This is a genomic window from Halopseudomonas salegens, from assembly GCF_900105655.1.
GTDB classification, from domain to species: Bacteria; Pseudomonadota; Gammaproteobacteria; order Pseudomonadales; family Pseudomonadaceae; genus Halopseudomonas; species Halopseudomonas salegens.
This window is the reverse complement of sequence record NZ_LT629787.1, coordinates 2,968,264-2,988,191: the sequence shown is the minus strand read 5'-3', so window position 1 is coordinate 2,988,191 and position 19,928 is coordinate 2,968,264. Positions and strand designations below refer to the sequence as shown.

24 protein-coding genes are annotated in these 19,928 nt (G+C 56.1%); 22 read left to right on the top strand and 2 right to left on the bottom strand.

From position 1 onward, the window contains the following. Positions 1 to 31 precede the first annotated feature (31 nt). The 17 genes from rpsH (at position 32) to BLU07_RS13685 (ending at position 11,101) form a co-directional block, all read left to right on the top strand. Positions 32 to 424, top strand: a complete 393-nt coding sequence (gene rpsH, locus BLU07_RS13765; protein WP_092387875.1) for a 30S ribosomal protein S8 — start codon at positions 32 to 34, stop codon at positions 422 to 424. 12 nt (positions 425 to 436) lie between these two features. Beyond that, positions 437 to 967, top strand: coding sequence for a 50S ribosomal protein L6 (gene rplF, locus BLU07_RS13760; protein WP_092387872.1), 531 nt, complete (start codon positions 437 to 439; stop codon positions 965 to 967). Between the two features lie 10 nt (positions 968 to 977). Beyond that, positions 978 to 1,328: a 50S ribosomal protein L18 gene (rplR, locus tag BLU07_RS13755; protein WP_092387869.1), complete on the top strand. Its 351-nt coding sequence runs from the start codon at positions 978 to 980 to the stop codon at positions 1,326 to 1,328. Between the two features lie 11 nt (positions 1,329 to 1,339). Continuing rightward, positions 1,340 to 1,843, top strand: a complete 504-nt coding sequence (gene rpsE, locus BLU07_RS13750) for a 30S ribosomal protein S5 (protein ID WP_092387866.1) — start codon at positions 1,340 to 1,342, stop codon at positions 1,841 to 1,843. A 6-nt stretch (positions 1,844 to 1,849) separates the two neighbouring features. After that, entirely contained in the window at positions 1,850 to 2,032 is a 183-nt protein-coding gene (rpmD, locus tag BLU07_RS13745) for a 50S ribosomal protein L30 (protein WP_092387863.1), read from the top strand. Positions 2,033 to 2,035: 3 nt separating this feature from the next. Next, a complete protein-coding gene (rplO, locus tag BLU07_RS13740) occupies positions 2,036 to 2,470 on the top strand; it encodes a 50S ribosomal protein L15 (protein WP_092387860.1) in 435 nt (144 codons plus the stop codon). Then, the gene (secY, locus tag BLU07_RS13735; protein WP_092387857.1) at positions 2,471 to 3,799 is read left to right on the top strand and encodes a preprotein translocase subunit SecY; all 1,329 of its coding nucleotides are present in this window, start codon (positions 2,471 to 2,473) and stop codon (positions 3,797 to 3,799) included. Between the two features lie 22 nt (positions 3,800 to 3,821). After that, the gene (rpmJ, locus tag BLU07_RS13730; protein WP_092387854.1) at positions 3,822 to 3,938 is read left to right on the top strand and encodes a 50S ribosomal protein L36; all 117 of its coding nucleotides are present in this window, start codon (positions 3,822 to 3,824) and stop codon (positions 3,936 to 3,938) included. Positions 3,939 to 4,107: 169 nt separating this feature from the next. Beyond that, positions 4,108 to 4,464 carry a 30S ribosomal protein S13 gene (gene rpsM, locus BLU07_RS13725; RefSeq protein WP_092387851.1) on the top strand — a complete coding sequence of 119 codons (357 nt, stop codon included), beginning with the start codon at positions 4,108 to 4,110 and terminating at the stop codon, positions 4,462 to 4,464. 20 nt (positions 4,465 to 4,484) lie between these two features. Beyond that, entirely contained in the window at positions 4,485 to 4,874 is a 390-nt protein-coding gene (gene rpsK, locus BLU07_RS13720) for a 30S ribosomal protein S11 (RefSeq protein WP_092387848.1), read from the top strand. A gap of 14 nt (positions 4,875 to 4,888) precedes the next feature. Beyond that, complete coding sequence (gene rpsD, locus BLU07_RS13715; RefSeq protein WP_092387845.1) at positions 4,889 to 5,509, top strand: 30S ribosomal protein S4; 621 nt, start codon at positions 4,889 to 4,891, stop codon at positions 5,507 to 5,509. Between the two features lie 25 nt (positions 5,510 to 5,534). Next, positions 5,535 to 6,536, top strand: coding sequence for a DNA-directed RNA polymerase subunit alpha (locus tag BLU07_RS13710; RefSeq protein ID WP_092387842.1), 1,002 nt, complete (start codon positions 5,535 to 5,537; stop codon positions 6,534 to 6,536). 26 nt (positions 6,537 to 6,562) lie between these two features. Continuing rightward, a complete protein-coding gene (rplQ, locus tag BLU07_RS13705; protein WP_092387839.1) occupies positions 6,563 to 6,946 on the top strand; it encodes a 50S ribosomal protein L17 in 384 nt (127 codons plus the stop codon). A gap of 343 nt (positions 6,947 to 7,289) precedes the next feature. Next, on the top strand, positions 7,290 to 8,243 hold the full coding sequence (gene cysP, locus BLU07_RS13700; RefSeq protein WP_407920114.1) for a thiosulfate ABC transporter substrate-binding protein CysP: 954 nt from the start codon (positions 7,290 to 7,292) through the stop codon (positions 8,241 to 8,243). 18 nt (positions 8,244 to 8,261) lie between these two features. Next, positions 8,262 to 9,128 carry a sulfate/thiosulfate ABC transporter permease CysT gene (cysT, locus tag BLU07_RS13695; protein ID WP_092387835.1) on the top strand — a complete coding sequence of 289 codons (867 nt, stop codon included), beginning with the start codon at positions 8,262 to 8,264 and terminating at the stop codon, positions 9,126 to 9,128. Positions 9,129 to 9,137: 9 nt separating this feature from the next. Next, entirely contained in the window at positions 9,138 to 10,004 is an 867-nt protein-coding gene (gene cysW, locus BLU07_RS13690; protein WP_092387833.1) for a sulfate ABC transporter permease subunit CysW, read from the top strand. After that, positions 10,001 to 11,101 (top strand): sulfate/molybdate ABC transporter ATP-binding protein, encoded by a 1,101-nt coding sequence (locus BLU07_RS13685; RefSeq protein WP_092387831.1) that lies wholly within the window; start codon positions 10,001 to 10,003, stop codon positions 11,099 to 11,101. The genes cysW and BLU07_RS13685 overlap by 4 nt, the downstream gene beginning before the upstream one ends. Here BLU07_RS13685 and BLU07_RS13680 read toward each other — a convergent pair. Beyond that, positions 11,076 to 12,113 (bottom strand): alpha/beta fold hydrolase, encoded by a 1,038-nt coding sequence (locus BLU07_RS13680; protein ID WP_092387829.1) that lies wholly within the window; start codon positions 12,111 to 12,113, stop codon positions 11,076 to 11,078. The genes BLU07_RS13685 and BLU07_RS13680 overlap by 26 nt on opposite strands. 147 nt (positions 12,114 to 12,260) lie before the next feature. Between BLU07_RS13680 and glnT the strand changes: the two genes are divergently transcribed. The 5 genes from glnT to BLU07_RS13655 all read left to right on the top strand — a co-directional run bounded on the left by glnT (position 12,261) and on the right by BLU07_RS13655 (position 18,065). Continuing rightward, complete coding sequence (glnT, locus tag BLU07_RS13675; RefSeq protein ID WP_092387827.1) at positions 12,261 to 13,610, top strand: type III glutamate--ammonia ligase; 1,350 nt, start codon at positions 12,261 to 12,263, stop codon at positions 13,608 to 13,610. 113 nt (positions 13,611 to 13,723) lie between these two features. Beyond that, positions 13,724 to 14,782, top strand: coding sequence for a putative urea ABC transporter substrate-binding protein (locus BLU07_RS13670; RefSeq protein ID WP_092389888.1), 1,059 nt, complete (start codon positions 13,724 to 13,726; stop codon positions 14,780 to 14,782). A 51-nt stretch (positions 14,783 to 14,833) separates the two neighbouring features. Next, positions 14,834 to 15,445 carry a TetR family transcriptional regulator gene (locus BLU07_RS13665; protein WP_092387825.1) on the top strand — a complete coding sequence of 204 codons (612 nt, stop codon included), beginning with the start codon at positions 14,834 to 14,836 and terminating at the stop codon, positions 15,443 to 15,445. Between the two features lie 234 nt (positions 15,446 to 15,679). After that, positions 15,680 to 16,777, top strand: a complete 1,098-nt coding sequence (locus BLU07_RS13660) for a carboxynorspermidine decarboxylase (protein ID WP_092387823.1) — start codon at positions 15,680 to 15,682, stop codon at positions 16,775 to 16,777. 49 nt (positions 16,778 to 16,826) lie between these two features. After that, the gene (locus BLU07_RS13655; RefSeq protein WP_092387821.1) at positions 16,827 to 18,065 is read left to right on the top strand and encodes a saccharopine dehydrogenase family protein; all 1,239 of its coding nucleotides are present in this window, start codon (positions 16,827 to 16,829) and stop codon (positions 18,063 to 18,065) included. Positions 18,066 to 18,115: 50 nt separating this feature from the next. Here BLU07_RS13655 and BLU07_RS13650 read toward each other — a convergent pair whose 3' ends face one another. Then, positions 18,116 to 19,798, bottom strand: coding sequence for a VOC family protein (locus BLU07_RS13650; RefSeq protein ID WP_172830119.1), 1,683 nt, complete (start codon positions 19,796 to 19,798; stop codon positions 18,116 to 18,118). Positions 19,799 to 19,928 lie beyond the last annotated feature (130 nt).

The following is a 19,928-nucleotide window of genomic DNA, read 5'->3' as shown; positions in this document are numbered from 1 at the left end:
ACTATTACTCAGTTTCAGGAGCACAAAGCCCATGAGTATGCAGGACCCGTTAGCAGATATGCTGACCCGCATCCGTAATGCCCAGATGGCTGAAAAGTCCATTGTCAGCATGCCTTCGGCAAAGCTGAAGGTGGCTGTCGCCAAGGTACTTAAGGAAGAAGGTTACGTTTCCGGTTACGATGTGACCGCAGACGCCAAGCCGACCCTGTCCATCGAATTGAAGTACTTCGAAGGCAAGCCGGTCATTGAAGAGCTGAAGCGCGTTAGCCGCCCTGGCCTGCGCCAGTACAAGCCGGTTGGCGAGTTGCCCAAGGTCAAAGGTGGCCTGGGTGTTTCTATTGTCTCCACCAATAAAGGTGTGATGACAGATCGTGCTGCACGTGCTGCCGGTATCGGCGGCGAAGTACTCTGCACTGTATTCTGATAGGGGGTTACGATGTCTCGCGTCGCTAAAGACCCTGTCAAATTGCCACAGGGCGTAGAAGTCAAACTGAACGGTCAGGAAATCAACGTCAAGGGTGCCAAAGGTGCTCTGGATCTGAACCTGCATCCGACAGTTGAGGTTGTCGAGAAAGAAGGCGCATTGCATTTCAATGCCCGTGAAGGCAGCCCGAACATGGCCATGGCCGGTACTACCCGCGCTTTGGTCAACAATATGGTGGTAGGTGTCAGCCAAGGTTTCGAGCGCAAGCTGCAGCTGGTTGGTGTGGGTTACAAGGCTCAGGCTAAAGGTCAGGTTCTGACTCTCAACCTGGGTTTCTCCCACCCGATCGACTATCAGCTGCCAGAAGGTGTTTCTGCCGAAACTCCGAGTCAGACTGACATTCTCATCAAAGGTATCGACAAGCAGCTGGTTGGTCAGGTAGCCGCGGAAATTCGTGATTTCCGTCGCCCAGAGCCTTACAAGGGCAAGGGTGTTCGCTACGTCAACGAGATGGTGCGTCGTAAAGAAGCCAAGAAGAAGTAGGGCATAGCAAATGAGCGATAAAAAAGTTATTCGTCTCCGTCGCGCTCGCCGTTCGCGTCTGAAAATGCGTGAGCTGGAAGCCGTACGTCTGTGCGTGCACCGCTCTTCGCAGCACATGTACGCGCAAGTGATCTCTGCGGATGGTTCCACCGTTCTGGCCAGCGCTTCTACCCTGGACGCAAATCTGCGCAGCGGTAGTACTGGCAACGTTGAAGCCGCCAAGAAAGTTGGTCAACTGGTCGCTGAGCGCGCCAAGGCCGCCGGTATTACTCAGGTCGCCTTTGACCGTTCCGGCTTCAAGTATCATGGTCGCGTGAAAGCGTTGGCCGAGGCCGCACGTGAAGGCGGGCTGGAATTCTAAGGGGCAGGTCTATGGCTAATTTCGATCAGAAGCGCGACGAAGGTTATATTGAGAAGCTGGTTCAGGTTAACCGCGTCGCCAAAGTAGTTAAGGGTGGTCGCATCTTCGCCTTTACCGCGCTGACAGTCGTCGGCGATGGCAAAGGTCGTGTGGGTTTCGGTCGTGGCAAGGCGCGTGAAGTGCCAGCTGCAATTCAGAAAGCCATGGAAGCTGCGCGCCGCAACATGATTCAGGTAGACCTGAACGGTTCGACTCTGCAGTACCCGGTCAAAGCTGCGCACGGTGCCTCCAAGGTATTCATGCAGCCAGCTTCCGAAGGTACCGGGGTTATTGCCGGTGGTGCCATGCGTGCCGTGCTGGAAGCTGCGGGCGTACATAACGTCCTGGCCAAGTGCTACGGTTCTACCAACCCGGTCAACGTCGTCCAGGCGACCTACAAGGGTCTGCAAGCCATGCAGTCGCCCGAGTCGGTAGCTGCCAAACGCGGCAAGACTGTTGAAGATATCGTGGGGTAAGCAGTCATGGCTAAGGCAACAATCAAAGTTACGCAGACCAAAAGCAGCGCCGGTCGCCTTCCCAAGCACAAACTCTGTGTCAAGGGTCTGGGCCTGCGCCGCATCGGTCACACCGTTGAAGTCGAAGATACGCCGTCCGTACGTGGGTTGATCAACAAGGTCTCCTACATGGTTCGGGTAGAGGGTTAAGACATGAAACTTAATGATCTGCGTTCCGCTCCGGGCGCGCGTCGCAACAAGCTTCGCGTTGGTCGCGGTATCGGTAGCGGCTTGGGCAAAACTGCCGGCCGTGGTCACAAGGGTTTGACCTCGCGTTCCGGCGGCACTGTTGCTCCCGGTTTCGAGGGTGGTCAACAGCCGTTGCACCGTCGCCTGCCGAAGTTTGGTTTTACTTCCAAGCTGGCAGCGGTAACCGCTGAAATTCGCACCAGCGAGTTGAATGCAGTCGATGCCGATGTCATCGACCTGCAGGCACTCAAGGATGCTGACATCATTAGCAACAACTACCTGCGTGCCAAAGTAGTGTTGTCCGGTGATGTGAGCAAGGCCGTTACCCTGAAAGGGATCCGTGTCACCAAAGGTGCACGCGCGGCAATCGAAGCAGCTGGCGGCAAAATCGAGGAATAAATGGCTAAGCAAGGCGCTCTTCCCGGAATGAAGCAAGGCGGGCTCAGCGAACTCTGGGGGCGCTTGCGCTTCCTGTTCCTGGCGATCATCGTGTACCGGATCGGGGCGCATATCCCGGTTCCCGGTATCAATCCGGATCGTCTTGCTGAGCTGTTCAGGCAGAACGAAGGTACTATCCTCAGCCTGTTCAACATGTTCTCGGGTGGTGCCCTGGAGCGAATGAGTATTTTCGCTCTGGGCATCATGCCGTATATCTCCGCGTCCATCATCATGCAGTTGATGACAGCGGTGAATCCGCAACTGGAACAGTTGAAGAAGGAAGGGGAGTCGGGGCGGCGGAAAATTGCCCAGTACACGCGTTATCTGACGCTGGTACTGGCGTTTGTCCAGGCGATCGGGATGTCGGTAGGGCTGTCGAGTCAGGGTGTTGCATTCAACACAGGGTTCGGCTTCTACTTCATCGCTATCACGACCTTTGTATCCGGTGCCATGTTCATGATGTGGCTGGGTGAGCAGATTACCGAGCGCGGGATCGGCAACGGCATTTCGATGCTGATTTTCGCCGGTATCGTTGCCGGACTGCCAACGGCCGTCGGGCAATCGTTCGAGTCGGCAAGGCAGGGGGATATCAATATTTTCCTGCTTATTGTGATTGCTGTGCTGGCGGTTGCGATGGTCGCTTTCGTGGTCTTTGTTGAACGTGGGCAACGCCGAATTACGGTGAACTATGCCAAACGGCAACAAGGTCGCAAGGTATTTGCCGCGCAGACCAGTCATTTGCCGCTCAAGGTGAATATGGCGGGTGTTATCCCGGCAATCTTTGCCAGCAGTATTTTGTTGTTCCCGGCGTCATTGGGAACCTGGTTCGGTCAGAACGAGAGCATGGGTTGGCTGCAAGGCATTTCCCAGGCACTGGCTCCGGGCCAGCCACTGAATATCATTCTGTTTAGTGCGGGGATCATTTTCTTCTGCTTCTTCTATACAGCCTTGATGTTCAACCCGCGTGATGTGGCCGACAACCTCAAGAAGTCGGGCGCCTTCATTCCGGGTATCCGGCCTGGTGAGCAGTCCGCGCGCTATATTGATGGCGTACTGACCCGCTTGACTCTGTTCGGTTCGTTGTACATGACAGCGGTGTGTTTGTTGCCGCAGTTCCTGGTGGTATCGGCCAATGTGCCTTTCTACCTGGGTGGGACTTCACTGTTGATCGTTGTAGTGGTTGTTATGGACTTCATGTCGCAAGTACAATCGCACCTCGTTTCGCAGCAGTATGAATCTCTAATGAAGAAATCTAATCTGAAGGGCTACGGCAGCGGCATGCTGCGCTGAACTCAGATGTCAGGAGTGCGTTATGAAAGTTGGAGCATCAGTCAAAAAGCTGTGCCGTAACTGCAAAGTCATCCGCCGCAATGGTAGCGTTCGTGTGATTTGCAGTGCTGAGCCCCGTCACAAGCAGCGCCAGGGTTAATACTTCCCGTTAGCTGATTGCAGACTACGTCTCAGGATAACCGCTACCTGGCCAGTAAAATGGCCGGGTGGTTGATTTTTGTTTTTGTTAGCGCTACCCTACTGCACCCTTTTTCGCGCAACCTGCCCGAGTGGGTTGAGTCAGGTAGCTGTCAGACGGAGTAAATTGGATGGCCCGTATTGCAGGCGTCAACATCCCGGATAACAAACATACTGTTATCTCACTGACCTATATCTTTGGTATTGGTCAGACACGGGCACAGAAAATCTGTGCCGCCACTGGCATTGAGCCCAGTGTAAAAATCAAGGATCTGTCCGAGGAGCAGATTGATTCGCTGCGCAGCGAGGTGGGCTCATTGACCACTGAAGGTGATCTGCGCCGTACAATCAATATGAACGTCAAGCGTCTCATGGATCTTGGCTGTTATCGTGGTCTGCGCCATCGTCGGGGTCTCCCTGTTCGTGGTCAGCGCACCAAGACCAATGCTCGTACCCGCAAGGGTCCGCGCAAGCCGATCCGTAAGTAATCGCGAAGGAATATACAGATATGGCTAAGCCTGCTTCTCGTGTACGTAAAAAAGTCAAAAAGACAGTCGTGGATGGCATCGCGCACATCCATGCGTCTTTTAACAACACAATCATCACTATCACTGACCGCCAGGGCAACGCCCTGAGCTGGGCCACTTCTGGTGGCTCCGGGTTCCGTGGCTCGCGCAAGAGCACGCCCTTTGCTGCCCAGGTTGCAGCTGAGCGTGCCGGCCAGGCCGCACTGGAATACGGTCTGAAAAATCTCGACGTGTGCGTCAAGGGCCCTGGCCCGGGTCGTGAATCGGCAGTACGTGCGCTGAACTCTTGTGGTTACAAGATCAGCGGCATCACCGATGTCACCCCCATCCCGCACAACGGCTGTCGCCCGCCCAAAAAGCGCCGCGTGTAATCAGGAGACGGTAAATGGCTCGTTATATTGGTCCCAAGTGTAAGCTGTCTCGTCGCGAAGGCACTGATCTGTTCCTGAAGAGCGGTGCTCGCTCTCTGGATTCCAAGTGCAAACTGGAAACACCGCCTGGTGTACATGGTCAGCGTCGCGGTCGCTTGTCGGAATACGGCACACAGCTTCGTGAAAAACAGAAAGTACGTCGTATGTACGGTGTGCTTGAGCGTCAGTTCAGCAACTACTACAAGGCTGCTGCCCGTATCAAAGGTGCAACCGGTGAGAACCTGCTGCAACTGCTCGAGCGTCGTCTCGACAATGTGGTCTACCGCATGGGCTTTGGTGCTACCCGCTCCGAAGCACGTCAGCTGGTATCGCACAAGGCAATCATGGTCAACGGCAAGACCGTCAACGTAGCGTCTTATCAGGTATCCCCTGGTGACGTGGTTGCGGTTCGTGAAAAGGCCAAGAACCAACTGCGTATCAGCAGCGCCCTCGAACTGGCTGCACAGCGCGGTCAAATGGAGTGGATTGAGGTCGACAGCAGCAAGAAGGAAGGTGTCTTCAAGAACCTGCCAAGCCGCAGTGACCTGTCAGCTGACATCAACGAAAACCTGATCGTCGAGCTGTACTCCAAGTAAGCGACAGACAGCATAAAGGTGCCCCATGCAAAGTTCGGTTACCGAGTTTCTAACACCACGTCATATTGACGTAAAGGAATCCTCGCCCACGCGTGCCAAGATCACTCTTGAGCCGCTGGAGCGTGGTTTCGGCCATACCCTGGGCAATGCGCTGCGTCGCATTTTGCTCTCGTCCATGCCCGGTTGTGCCGTGGTAGAGGCGGAAATCGACGGCGTATTGCATGAGTACAGCGCCATCGAAGGCGTACAGGAAGATGTCATCGAGATCCTGCTCAACCTGAAAGGGTTGGCAATCATCATGAATGGCCGCGACCATGTGACTCTGACTCTGTCCAAAAAAGGACCGGGTCCGGTGACTGGCGCTGACATTCAGGTGGATCATGATGTCGAAATCGTCAATCCGGATCATCTCATTGCGCATTTGTCTGACAATGGCGCTCTGAACATGAAGATCAGCGTTGCCCGTGGCCGTGGTTACGAGCCGGCGGATGCGCGCCAGTCGGATGACGATGAAACCCGTTCCATTGGTCGTCTGCAGCTCGATGCAGCCTTCACCCCCGTTCGCCGTGTGGCCTACGTCGTTGAAAGCGCTCGGGTTGAGCAGCGCACCAACCTGGACAAACTGGTTATCGATCTGGAAACCAACGGTACTCTGGACCCGGAAGAAGCGATTCGTCGCGCAGCCACTATTCTGCAACAGCAGTTGGCTGCCTTCGTTGATCTCAAGGGTGATCAGGAGCCGGTGGTTGAACAGCAGGAAGATGAAATTGATCCTATCCTGTTGCGCCCGGTGGATGACCTGGAGCTGACTGTACGTTCAGCGAACTGTCTGAAAGCGGAAAATATTTACTACATTGGCGATCTGATCCAGCGTACCGAAGTGGAGCTGCTGAAGACCCCGAACCTGGGCAAGAAATCCCTGACCGAGATCAAGGATGTGCTGGCTTCGCGTGGTCTGTCCCTGGGTATGCGTCTGGATAACTGGCCGCCTGCTAGTTTGAAGAAGGACGACAAGGTTTCGGCCTGATCGTCCCGACATCGAGGAATTAAGAGATGCGTCATCGTAAAAGTGGTCGCCACCTGAATCGGACCAGTTCACACCGCAAGGCCATGTTCCAGAACATGGCGGTGTCGCTGTTCGAGAATGAAATGATCAAAACAACCCTGCCGAAAGCCAAGGAACTGCGCCGCGTTGCCGAGCCGCTGATCACTTTGGCCAAGGATGACACGGTTGCCAACCGCCGCCTGGCATTTGACCGTACCCGCAGCAAAGAAGCGGTCGGTAAACTGTTCAACGATCTGGGCAAGCGTTATGCCGATCGTCCCGGCGGTTATGTGCGTATTCTCAAGTGCGGTTATCGCGCTGGTGATGCTGCCCCCATGGCTTACGTGGAACTGGTTGACCGTCCCGAGCTGGCTGCTGCCGGCGAAGAGTGAGTTAGCTGAGTTGTAAAAAACCGGACCTAGTGTCCGGTTTTTTATTGGCTCTGATATCTGGCTGCCGTCTCAGGCTCAAGCCTGATAACTACCCCTCTACCTGCGGCATCCGCTCCCCCGAGGCTGCCTTCCCGCCAGTAGTAGCTTATTCGTTATAGTTTGAAGTAATAAGCTAATCCGTCTAAACCAGTTATTGTTCTAACCTGCCGAATTCAGTACCCTTTGCTGCTCTTTCAGTCGATGTTTTGTCGGCTGATCATTGCCGCAAACAGGAGGCTGTATGTCAGGTTTCATCAAACGTTCCGGACGCTGGGCTGGTGTGTTGTTGCTGGCTGGGGCGGCCATGAGCTCGGTCCAGGCGGCCGACCGTCAACTGCTCAACTCCTCCTATGACATTGCACGCGAACTCTTCGCGGCCTATAACGAGAAGTTTGCCGAGTACTGGCTCGGTGAGACCGGTGAGACGCTGGAAGTGCGCCAGTCACATGGTGGTTCTTCGCGTCAGGCACAGGCAATTATCCAGGGGTTGCGTGCCGACATCGTCACATACAATCAGGTAACTGATGTCGATATCTTGCACGAGCGCGGGAATCTTATTCCGGCTGACTGGCGTGAACGTCTGCCGAATGCCAGCTCTCCTTACTACTCGACCATGGCCTTCATGGTTCGCGAAGGTAACCCGAAGAATATCCAGAACTGGGATGATCTGGCGCGTGAAGATGTCAGCTCCGTGCTGCCCAATCCAAAGACTTCCGGGAATGGGCGCTATACCTATCTGGCAGCGCTGGGTTATGCGCAGCAGACTTTCGGTGACGACCAGGAAAAGATCGACAACTTCCTGCGCACCATGCTGGGTAACGTCGCGGTATTCGATACCGGCGGTCGGGGCGCTACCACTACCTTCGTCGAGCGCGGTATTGGCGATGTGTTGCTGACTTTTGAGTCAGAGGTGAACAATATTGCAGATACCCACCCGGAACATGGTTTCCAGGTAGTGGTGCCCAAGGTCAGTTTCCTGGCTGAATTTCCGGTTACCTGGATAGACAGCAACGTTGAACGCAATGGCAATGAAGAACTGGCCAAGACTTACCTTGAGTATCTCTACAGTGAAGACTCCCAGCGCTTGCTGGCTGGGTTTAACTATCGGGTTCACAATGAAACCGTACAGGCCGAGTTTGCCGAGCGCTTTCCCGAGTTGCAGCTGTTGCCTATCGAAGAGATTGCGGGCGACTGGCCGACTGCAATGGAAGAGCATTTTGCCAATGGCGCCAAACTGGATCAATTGCAGCGTCGCTGAACAGGATAACCCCGTCCAATGAGTCAATCAGTCGTCAGCCGCAAGCTGGCAGGACTCGGTAGCCCCGGCAAACGTGTCTTGCCGGGGTTTGCCTTGAGCATGGGCATGTCGTTGCTGTTCATCAGCATCGTATTGTTGTTGCCACTGACCGGTCTGGTCATGCAGACAGCCGACATGAGCCTGGGCGAGTTCTGGGCGGTGGTTACCGATGAGCGTGTGATGGCGTCCTACAAAGTGACTCTGTGGGCCGCGTTTATAGCCTCATTGTTCAATGGGGTGGTCGGCCTGCTCCTGGCCTGGGTTCTGGTGCGTTACGAATTCCCCGGCAAAAGCATCATGGATGCCCTGATGGACCTGCCTTTTGCCTTGCCGACAGCGGTTGCCGGGATCACCCTGGCGGCACTGTTTTCGCAAAATGGATGGTATGGTTCGCTGTTGGCTGAACTGGGTATCGAGGTTGCTTTTACCCCGATTGGTATTATTGTCGCCATGTCGTTTACCAGTTTGCCCTTTGTTGTGCGCACGGTGCAGCCGGTGCTGGAAGATTTTGCCCCGGAAGACGAAGAGGCCGCTGTTACCCTGGGCGCTTCCGATCTGACCGTGTTCACCCGCATCTTGTTTCCAAGTATCTGGCCGGCGCTGATGACCGGCATCGCCCTGTCGTTTACTCGCAGCCTTGGCGAATTCGGCGCGATTATCTTTATTGCCGGCAATATGCCTTATGTCAGTGAAGTGACCAGTCTGATGATCTTCGTGCGGCTGCAGGAATATGATTATGCGGCGGCCAGCGCTATTGCGGCCGTCGTACTGGTTGCTTCGCTGGTGTTGTTGTTGAGCATCAATCTCTGGCAAGCGCGTTACCTGCGCCGTCTGCACGGTCGATAGGAGCGGATAATGCGAACACACGGCAAATTGCGCATCGGCGACACCCCCTTGGTCAAATGGAGTCTGATTAGTCTGGCTGCCGCACTGACCGCACTGATATTGGTGGTGCCAGTGGCGGCGATTTTTATTCAGGCGTTTTCCGGTGGAGCGGAAACCTTCTGGAATAATCTGACTGATAGCTATACCCGTCACGCGATTATGCTCACCCTGCTGGTGGCCGGGCTGACAGTACCCATCAATTTGGTGTTCGGTGTCTTTCTTGCCTGGTTGGTGACCCGTTTCGAATTTCCCGGACGCAAGGCGCTGATTACCCTGATCGATATACCCTTTGCGGTGTCGCCAGTGGTTGCCGGTCTCTTGTATCTGCTGCTGTATGGCAGTAACGGTTGGTTGGGTGGCTGGTTGATGGACCGTGATGTGCAGTTGATGTTTTCCTGGCCGGGCATTGTCATGGTGACGGTCTTTGTTACCTGTCCCTTTGTGGCGCGGGAACTGATCCCCCTTATGCAGCAGCAGGGTCATGAAGAAGAGGAGGCCGGGGTGATTCTCGGGGCTTCAGGTTGGCAGCTGTTCCGCCGTGTGACCCTGCCGAATATTCAATGGGCTCTGATTTACGGCGTGGTACTGACCAATGCGAGGGCAGTCGGTGAATTTGGTGCGGTGTCTGTTGTGTCGGGCAATATCCGTGGGGAAACCAATACGCTGCCGTTGCACGTCGAGCTGCTGTATCAGGATTACAACGTGGTGGGTGCTTTCACCAGTGCCTCGCTACTGGCCGGGATCGCCCTGGTTACCCTGCTGGTAAAAAGTTTTGTCGAGTGGCGCCAGTCCCGGCAACGTGAATCCCTGGATCTGACTGTGGATGGTCGTCAATGAGTATCAGTCTGCAAGGTATCGATAAGTCGTTTGGTCGCTTCAAGGCGCTGGATGATATACGTCTGGAGATTGCCGATGGCCAACTGACGGGTCTGCTGGGGCCCTCCGGTTCGGGCAAAACCACATTGCTGCGCATCATCGCCGGCCTGGAAACAGCAGACAAGGGGCGCATTCTGTTTCACGGCGAGGATGTCAGCAAGCTGCATGTACGTGAGCGTCGGGTTGGTTTTGTGTTCCAGCACTATGCCTTGTTCCGGCACATGACGGTCGCAGACAACGTTGCTTTTGGTCTGGATGTTTTACCGCGCAAGCAGCGACCGCCGCGTGCCGACATCAAGCGGCGGGTGGCCGACCTGCTGGAGATGGTTCAGCTCGATCATCTCGCCAAGCGTTATCCGGCACAACTCTCGGGTGGGCAGAAACAGCGGATTGCGCTTGCCCGGGCCATGGCAACACAGCCGCAAATACTGCTGCTGGACGAGCCCTTTGGCGCTCTGGACGCCAAGGTACGCAAGGAGTTGCGTCGCTGGTTACGCAGCCTGCATGACGAGTTGCACTTTACCAGTGTGTTCGTCACCCATGATCAGGAGGAGGCGCTTGAGCTGTCTGATCAGGTTGTAGTGATGAGCGCCGGTCAGATTGAACAGGTGGATGCCCCGCAAGCGCTGTATGCCAAACCGGATAGCCGTTTTGTGTTCAACTTTCTAGGCCAGGTCAATGTGCTGACTGGCCGTGTTGACGGCAAGCGGCTCACCCAGGGCGATGCCTGGGTTGAGCTACCCGAGCCTGAGCATGGTGAGGAGCTGCAGCTCTTCCTGCGTCCACATGAGCTGGGTTTGCACAATGCGCCGGCCGGTCATGCCAACCTGCCGATGCAGATAGAGGCGATCAGTCTCATTGGCGCTGAAGTGCGGATCGAACTCAAGCCGGTTGGCTGGGCCAGTGATGACCTCTGGGAAGTGGGCATCAGTCACGCGCAGTACAATGCCTGGCACCCGGAGCGGGGTCAGCGCTGTTATGCCGTGCCAACAGTGGGCCACTTGTTCAGCGCTGATGGCCAATCGAAAACGCTCAACTGGCCAGCCCCCTTCGTGTGAGCAAGTCGGCACACGCCGTCATGATCTGCTGGTGATCAACCGGGCTGCGGCCCGGTGCGCCGGCAATATGTCCCCAGTCAGATTCCAGTACGCGTAACTCGGCATGTGGCATCCGGGCGGCCTCCCAGGCAGCATCTTCTGCGGTGAAATACAGGTCCGTGCTGGAGGGCATGATAATGCTCGGCGCACGAATGCTGGCCAGTGCCTGTTCAGGGTCCCCGGCAAAGGCGGGCAGTTGACTGATATCGGCCTGTTGCCAGCTCTCCAGTACACACAGCAGGTTATTGGCATCCTGTTGCAGATGATCCTCTTCCCAATAGTCGAGTACATCCTGCAGGGTCTCCAGGCCCAGCTCGCGATGCAGTTGTTTGCGGAAAAACGCCTGACTGTAGGCCCAGCCGGCATAAACCCGGCCAAAGGCTTTCAGACCCTTGTCGGGCGGTGACTGGTAGCCCCCGTCCTGCCAGGCGGCATCGCAGGTCAAGGCAGCTTTTACGCCGGCCAGAAAGATCTGGTTGTGCGGCCAGCAGCGTGCGGTGGCGCAGATGCTCAGCAGACGCTGCACCCGATCCGGGTACAGCGCTCCCCAGTGCAAGGCCTGCATGCCACCCATGGACCAGCCCATGACCAGCGCCGGGGCAGCATCGTCGAAGCAGCTTTCCAGCAAGCGCTTTTGTGCGCGCACATTGTCATACAGGCTGATGGCCGGAAAGTGCGGCCCGGCCTGGAAATGCTCGGCATTGGATGGCGACACCGAAACACCATTGCCGATCAGGTTGGGGATCACCAGGCAATACTGCGCAGGATTGAGCGGTGAGTCTGCACCAATCCAGGGCAATATGCCCTCATGTGTTCCACCATAGTACGTTGGCAGCAGGATAAGGTTGTCGCCAGCGGCGTTCAGTTCGCCGATCTGCAGGTAACTGAGCCAGCCTGAAGCCAGCTTTTCTCCGCTGTCGAGCGGAAAGTCATGCAGCTGGAATGTCTTCTTAAGTGCCTGATTTGATGTCATTTAATATCCCCTGCCAAATGTGTTTTCCCGGGTGCGCAAGCCTGTAAACAGGCTGGCAATGAATTTATACATGCATGCTGGCATGTATGTTGAATGGAAGATTCGTACCAACCCGAACACGGCTCACAGCCATCAGAGGAGTACCCGATGAGCAGTCACACCTTGCAGCAATCCCTGGCCGACAAAGGCGTCAAACACGCGCTGGCTGGTTATGTTGATATTCATGGCATCATCAAGGGCAAGTTCGTTCCCTTGCAGCACCTCGACCGAATGTTCAAGGGTTCGGAATTGTTTACGGGTGCCGCGCTTGACGGTGTACCGCAGGACATCAGCGACAATGAAGTGGCTGCGATGCCGGATGAAAAGTCGCTGGCAATCTGTCCCTGGAACCCGCAGCTGGCCTGGTTTGCCAGTGACCTGTACCTGGAGGGGGCTCCCTTCGAAGCTTGCTCACGCAATATTCTCAAGCGCCAGATTGCTGCAGCGGAAGCCATGGGACTGACCTTCAATCTGGGCATAGAAACCGAGTTCTTCCTGTTCAAGGACACGGAAGACGGTGGCTTTGCGCCGGTCAGTGACCGCGATGATCAGGCGAAACCCTGTTATGACCCGCGCACCATGTTCGATAATCTGCCGATTATTGATGAGCTGGTCGATGCGATGAACCAACTGGGCTGGGATGTGTACTCCTTTGATCACGAAGACGCCAACGGCCAGTTCGAGACTGATTTTACCTATACCGATGCGCTGAACATGGCCGACCGCCTGGTGTTCTTCCGTCTGATGGCCAATGAAATCGCTCGCAAGCACGGTGCCTTTGCCAGCTTTATGCCCAAGCCTTCGGCCAATCGCACCGGCAGTGGCGCGCACTACAACATGTCGCTGGCCGACCGGGAAACCGGACGCAACCTGTTCGATCCGGCACATGGTGAAGATCCCCACGGTTGCGGTGTCACCGCCATGGGTTATCACTTTATTGCCGGCATCATCAAACATGCACAGGCGATCAGTGCGGTGATTGCGCCGACGGTCAACAGCTACAAGCGATTGGTGCGCAAGGGGGCCATGTCGGGCTCAACCTGGGCTCCGGTGTTCGCCTGTTACGGCAATAACAACCGCACCAATATGTTGCGCATTCCCTCTCAGGGTGCCCGGGTCGAGTGTCGCGCGGCGGACATCGCCTGCAACCCCTATCTGGGCGCAGCGATGATGCTGGCGGCCGGACTGGAAGGTATTCGCGAGGGCATGGACCCGGGTCAGCCACGGCGCGAAAACATGTACAACTACAGCGATGCCGAAGTGCGTGAACAGGGTATCGAGATGCTGCCGCAGAACCTGGGTGAGGCGGTGGATGCCTTTGCCGAGGACCCGCTGTCGAAAGCCGTTTTTGGTGAGGCCATGTTTGACAGTTTTGTCGCGCTCAAGCGCGAAGAGTGGACCAGCTACCACACGTACGTGTCTGACTGGGAGCTCAAGCGTTATCTGAAAATGTTCTGAATGCGAGTCAAGGGTGAAGTGGCGCGACTCTTGCTGTCACTTTGCCAACGGTTATTAACTTCAGGAGTCTAACGATGAAAAAATCAACCCGCTTTACCCAGCGTTGCAAGCAAATGCTGACCGGTTCTTTGCTGACCATTGCCGCCAGTACCATGATTCTTCCGGCGGCGGCCACTGCCGAGGAGCGTGACAGTTTCCGCCTTGCCTGGAGCATCTATGCGGGCTGGATGCCCTGGCAGTACATTGATGAGTCCGGCATCATGGAAAAATGGGCGGACAAATATGATATTGACGTCGAGATTGTACAGATCAACGACTATATCGAGTCCATCAACCAGTACACCGCTGGCCAGTTTGATGGTGTGGTGGCGACCAGCATGGATGCGCTGTCGATTCCGGCTGCTGGCGGTGTGGATACCACGGCGCTGATCGTTGGCGACTACTCCAACGGCAATGACGGTCTGGTGATGAAAGACAGCGACGATATCGCTGACCTCAAGGGCCAGTCGATCAACCTGGTTGAGCTGTCAGTATCGCATTACCTGTTGGCCCAGGCGCTGGACAGCGTCGGTCTCAGTGAGCGCGACGTAACTGTGGTGAATACCGGTGACGCTGACATTGTTGCCGCTTTCAATACCGACGGTGTGCGCAATGTCGCGGCCTGGAACCCGCAACTGACCGATGTGATGAGTGTGCCGGGTGCCAACCTGGTGTTTGATTCTTCGCATATTCCGGGTCATATCAAGGACCTGACCATCGTCAATACCGAGACTCTGGCGGCCAACCCGGCACTGGGCAAAGCCTTGACGGGTGCCTGGTTCGAGCTGATGGCGATAATGGGCACTGACACTGAAGAAGGTGCCGAGATTCGTGCCTTCCTGGGTGAAGCGTCCGGTACCGATCAGGCGGGTTATGAAATGCAGCTGGATGGCATGAAAATGTTCTGGGAGCCGGCTGATGCTGTGAGTTTTATCTCCAGCAAAGAGGCGGTCACGGCCATGGAAGATGTACGCCAGTTCTCCTTTGAACGTGGCCTGCTGGGTGATGGTGCGCCCTCGGCAGACTTTGTCGGCATCAGTTTTCCGGGTGACGTCATCCTGGGTGACAGTGCTAACATCAAGCTGCGCTTCGACCCCAGCTACATGCAGATGGCGGCCGATGGCGAGCTGTAATACCAACGACGCGGCGGGCCTGCCCCGCCGCGCCTGCTCACGGAAGCCTCCATGCGTCGCAGCAAGCAAGATGCCGAAAAAACCCGTTTGAAAGTCATTGATGCCGCGCTGACTCTGTTCAGTCGCAATGGCTACTCGAATACTACCCTGGCCATGATCGCCGCTGAAGCAGGATACAGTCGCGGACCGATCTACTGGCACTTCAAGAACAAGGATGATCTTTATCAGGCCGTATTGGCGGTGTCTCAGGAGCCGCTTGAACAGCTGGTGGCGGAAATGCAGGTCGCCAATGCACAACCGCTGCAGGCGATCGAGCAGTTCATTTGCCGCTGGCTGGACCTGCTGGTTGAGGATGCCTGGTTCCGCCAGTCTTTCGAGATTTTGTTGAACAAGACCGAGTTGACCGAGCAGATGGTGCCGACTCTCGAGCGTGAGCGTGGATTGACCCTGACAATTATCGACGGTTTGCGTAACAGCTTTGTTGCGGCTCAGCAGGCGGCCATGCTGCCTGCGACAGACTCACCAAGACGTTTGGCCTTGTTGGTCTACAGCCAGCTGATGGGGATTACCCAAAGCTGGTTGTTTGCCCCGGACCTGTTTGATCTGGCGGCAGAGAAAGCGTTTTTTCTGCAACACATGCGGCGTTCATGGTTGCCGGATTGATACTATTTTTCTGCCCGGGTATCAGGGTCGCTCGCTGCCTGCCCGGGTGACGGGGTTGCGGACGGTCACCCTTTGTCATTCAAACGTAGTCAATTTGCCAAGCCCGAACTGCTACCATATGCAAAGTCACATGCGTGATTTTGCTCGAAGCGACGCTCCCTATACCTTATAATCGCGCGCTTTCTCATCCGGCCAGTGCCGGAACCTCGTCATGGGCAGAGGGGTACTATCCTGGTGATCAAAACGCCGTATTATCTGATCGATGAAAGCAAGCTGCTTCGCAACCTTGAGCGGATCGCCTATGTGCGCGAACACTCTGGAGCCAAGGCGCTACTGGCACTGAAATGCTTTGCCACCTGGTCGGTGTTCGGTTTGATGAGCCGTTATATGGATGGCACTACCTCGTCGTCGCTCAACGAGGTAAAACTGGGCAAACTCAAATTCCCCGGTGAAACTCATGCCTACAGTGTGGCTTACGCGGACGACGAGATTGCCGAGGTGCTCGGTCACTCGGACAAGATCATTTTCAATTCGATCAGCCAGCTTGAGCGCTTTGAGCAGGCGTCGAGTGAGCACGTGCGTGGCCTGCGTCTGAATCCCGGCGTGTCCAGTTCCGAGTTCATTATCGCCGATCCGTCGCGGCCATTCAGCCGCCTTGGCGAGTGGGATGCGGACAAGGTCATGGGCGTGATCGACAAGATCTCCGGCTTCATGATTCACAACAATTGCGAGAACAGCGACTTCGAGCTGTTCGACCGCATGCTCAGCCAGATTGAAGAGCGCTTTGGTGCACTGCTGGAGAAGGTCGAGTGGGTCAGCCTGGGTGGCGGCATTCACTTCACCGGCGAAGGCTATCCGCTGGACATCTTTTGCGCGCGACTCAAGGCCTTTGCCGAACGCTTCGGCGTACAGGTGTACCTGGAACCGGGCGAAGCAGCCATTACCCTGAGCAGCTCACTGCAAGTCACCGTGCTGGACACCCTGTTCAACGGCAAGCAGCTGGCGATTGTCGACAGCTCGATCGAAGCCCACATGCTCGATCTGCTGATCTACCGTCAGCCCGCGCGCATGGCCCCTTGCGACGGGCCGCATGAGTATATGGTCTGTGGCAAATCCTGCCTGGCAGGTGATATTTTCGGTGAGTTCAGGTTTGATCAGCCGTTGCAGATTGGTGATCGGCTGTCGTTCATCGATGCGGCCGGTTACACCATGGTGAAGAAGAACTGGTTCAATGGCGTGCAAATGCCTTCCATAGCGGTCAAGCGCCTGGACGGTGAGGTTGAACTGGTGCGCGAGTTCGGGTTTGATGATTTTGTTGGCAGCCTCTCTTGAGGTTTGATAACCACCAAAGCCTTTGAAGGAGGCGTTTCGAGGAAGAGCAATGAAGAAAAACGTTCTGATTGTTGGTGCCGGGGGTGTTGCCCAAGTGGTTGCCCACAAGTGTGCGCAGCATAACGATATATTGGGAAATATCCATATCGCCTCACGTACGGTCGAGAAATGTCAGCAGATCGTCGACAGCGTGCAGGAAAAGGGCAGCCTCAAGGTTGCAGGGGAATTGCAGGCGCATGCACTGGATGCGCTGGATATTGCGGCCACCAAGGCCCTGATCGAGCAGACCCAATCCCGGATCGTCATCAATGTCGGATCGGCTTTCATCAATATGTCCGTATTGCAGGCCTGTATCGAAACCGGTGCTGCCTATATGGATACAGCGATTCACGAAGAGCCGGAAAAGATCTGTGAAACCCCGCCGTGGTACGCCAACTACGAGTGGAAACGCAAGGAATTGTGTGCTGAGAAAGGCGTTACGGCCATTCTGGGCGCCGGTTTTGATCCGGGCGTGGTCAACGCCTACGCGGCTATCGCAGTGAACGAGTATTTTGACAGCGTCAGCGATATCGACATTATCGATATCAATGCGGGCAGTCACGGCCGTTACTTTGCCACCAACTTTGACCCGGAAATCAATTTCCGCGAGTTTACCGGCACCGTCTGGTCCTGGCAGAACCGTGAGTGGGTCAGCAAAAGCATGTTCGAGGTCAAACGCACCGATGACCTGCCCGTGGTCGGTGCCCAGACCAGCTACATGACCGGGCATGATGAGCTGCATTCGCTGTCGAAGAATCTGGATGTCCCTAACATTCGCTTCTGGATGGGCTTTGGTGAGCATTACATCAACGTCTTCACCGTGCTGAAAAACCTGGGTTTGCTGTCCGAGCAGCCGGTGACTACGGCTGAGGGTCTGGAAGTGGTGCCGCTCAAGGTGGTCAAGGCAGTACTGCCGGACCCCTCTTCGCTGGCGCCGACCTACAGCGGAAAGACCTGTATTGGCGATGTGGTCAAAGGCAAGAAAGACGGCAAGGACAAGGAAGTGTTCATCTACAACGTTGCCGACCACGCCGAAGCCTACGCCGAAGTGGGCAGCCAGGGCATCTCCTACACGGCTGGTGTACCGCCTGTTGCTGCGGCACTGCTGATCGCGACGGGCGAGTGGGATGTAAACAAGATGGTCAACATCGAAGAGCTGGACCCCAAGCCCTTTATCAACCTGCTCAACGATATGGGTCTGCCGACCCGGATCAGGGACGAGCAGGGCGATCGAGCCCTGAGCTTCTGAGGTTGATAAACAAGCCGGCTTTGATAGCCGGCTTGTTTATGTCCGGGTAGCTATTCGGCTGCCTGTCTCCAGGGAGCATGAAGGATTTCCAGCAGGCTACCGTCACTATCCAGTGCATAGGCAACCTTTTCATCGTCCCGGCTGGCATCTGGCTCGGGTGTCTGGATTACCTGCTCGCCACTGTCACTGATCGCTTGCAATTGGGCTGCTGGTGCCATGCTGCGGATTTCCAGCTTGACCGGGTTGTCCGCGTAGTTGCGTGGCTGACCGTCAACCCAGTTCATCAGCACCAATGCCACGCCGCCCTGGCCCTGCAGAATGTATTCGTTGTACATGCCGGGGATGGGCAGGAACAGTTGTTGCCGGAAACCGAGTTGCTCAACATAGAAATCCCTTGCGGCGCCAAGGTCACTGACGCCAATACCGAAGGCGCTGAGATAGGCTGGAGATGCATCCGGGCTACCGACAATTTCCACCAGATTATTATCCGGATCACGGGCAAAACCGACCACGGCACCAAGGCCTGGCTGCAGGGCGGGTGGCAGAGTAACGCGCCCTCCGGCGGCGACAATGTCCATGGCTATGGCATCCGGGTCATTGACGTAGAACACCAGCTTGCCGGGGTTGCGGTCATACTGGCGTTGCTGGCCATCGGTGAACGCCATCAACACCAGCTCGCCACCACGCCCTTCAGCCGCTTGCAAGACCACCTCAAGACGATTATCGCGTTGCCGGCGGGTTACTTCCTGCAGATCCAGCGCGTTGGTATAGAAGTGCAAAGCGGCGTCCAGATCGGCCACGCCTATAGCGCCGGCGGCGAGATAGCTACGCAGGCCCTGGCGCAGTTCAAGGGAGGTGCCATCGGCATCCGCTGCATAGCCGACCACTGCCTGATTCAGGTCCGGTTCGCCGCTGGGTGCCGGAAACTGGCTGACAGTCACATCCTGCTGCTGCAGCTGTTCGGCCGCAGTGACCGGGTCATCCAGCTCCAGTTGCAGCTTGACCGGGTTGTCGGTGTAATTCTGGTTACCGTCATTGGTCCAGTTCATCAGCACCAACGCCGAGTCGCCGGGGACTGGCGACTGCAGAACGTATTCGTCGTATAAGCCGGGAAGTTCGAGAAACAGTTGTTCCTCGAAACCGAGTTGCTCGACATAAAAATCGCGGGCGGCCGGCAAATCACTGACGCCGATACCGAAGGCGCCGAAAAAAGAATGCTCGGCGTCGGGTTCACCGACAAACTCGATCAGGTTGTTGTCGGTATCGCGACCGAAGCCAACCAGTACATTACCCAGATCCGGCTGCACGCTCGGGGGCAGGGTGATGCGGCCGCCCTGGGCGGTAAAGTCCGCCAGATAACTGGCCATGTCTGCGACGTAAAACACCAGTTTCCCGGGGTTCTGCTGGACGTTGCGACCGACGCCATCGGTAAAATCCATCAGTACCAGGTGCGACCCGCGACGGTCCGCCGAGCGCAGGATAACTTCGGTGCGATCACTGCGTTGTAGTCGTTCAACCTCTTGCATGCCCAGACCCTGGGTATACAGGTCAAGGGATGCCTCAAGGTCACTGACGCCAATGGCGGCACTGGCAAGATACACCAGTGGCGGCTGCGCCTTGTCTGTGGGTGGCTCGGCAGTGGGCTGGCTGGACCCGCCACTGCCGCCAAGGCAAGCGGTGAGCATGCTGGCGCCCAGCAGTAAGACGGATGAGAGAAGGATGTGTCGTAGCATCGGAGAATCCCTGTTTGCTGTTATTGAATGAACGTTCATTCGTAGGTGAATGCTAGCCGACTCCAGCCAGCAGGTCCAGCCCGCCATCGACATCAGGCACTGTTCAGGTATCATCGTCGACTTGCCAATG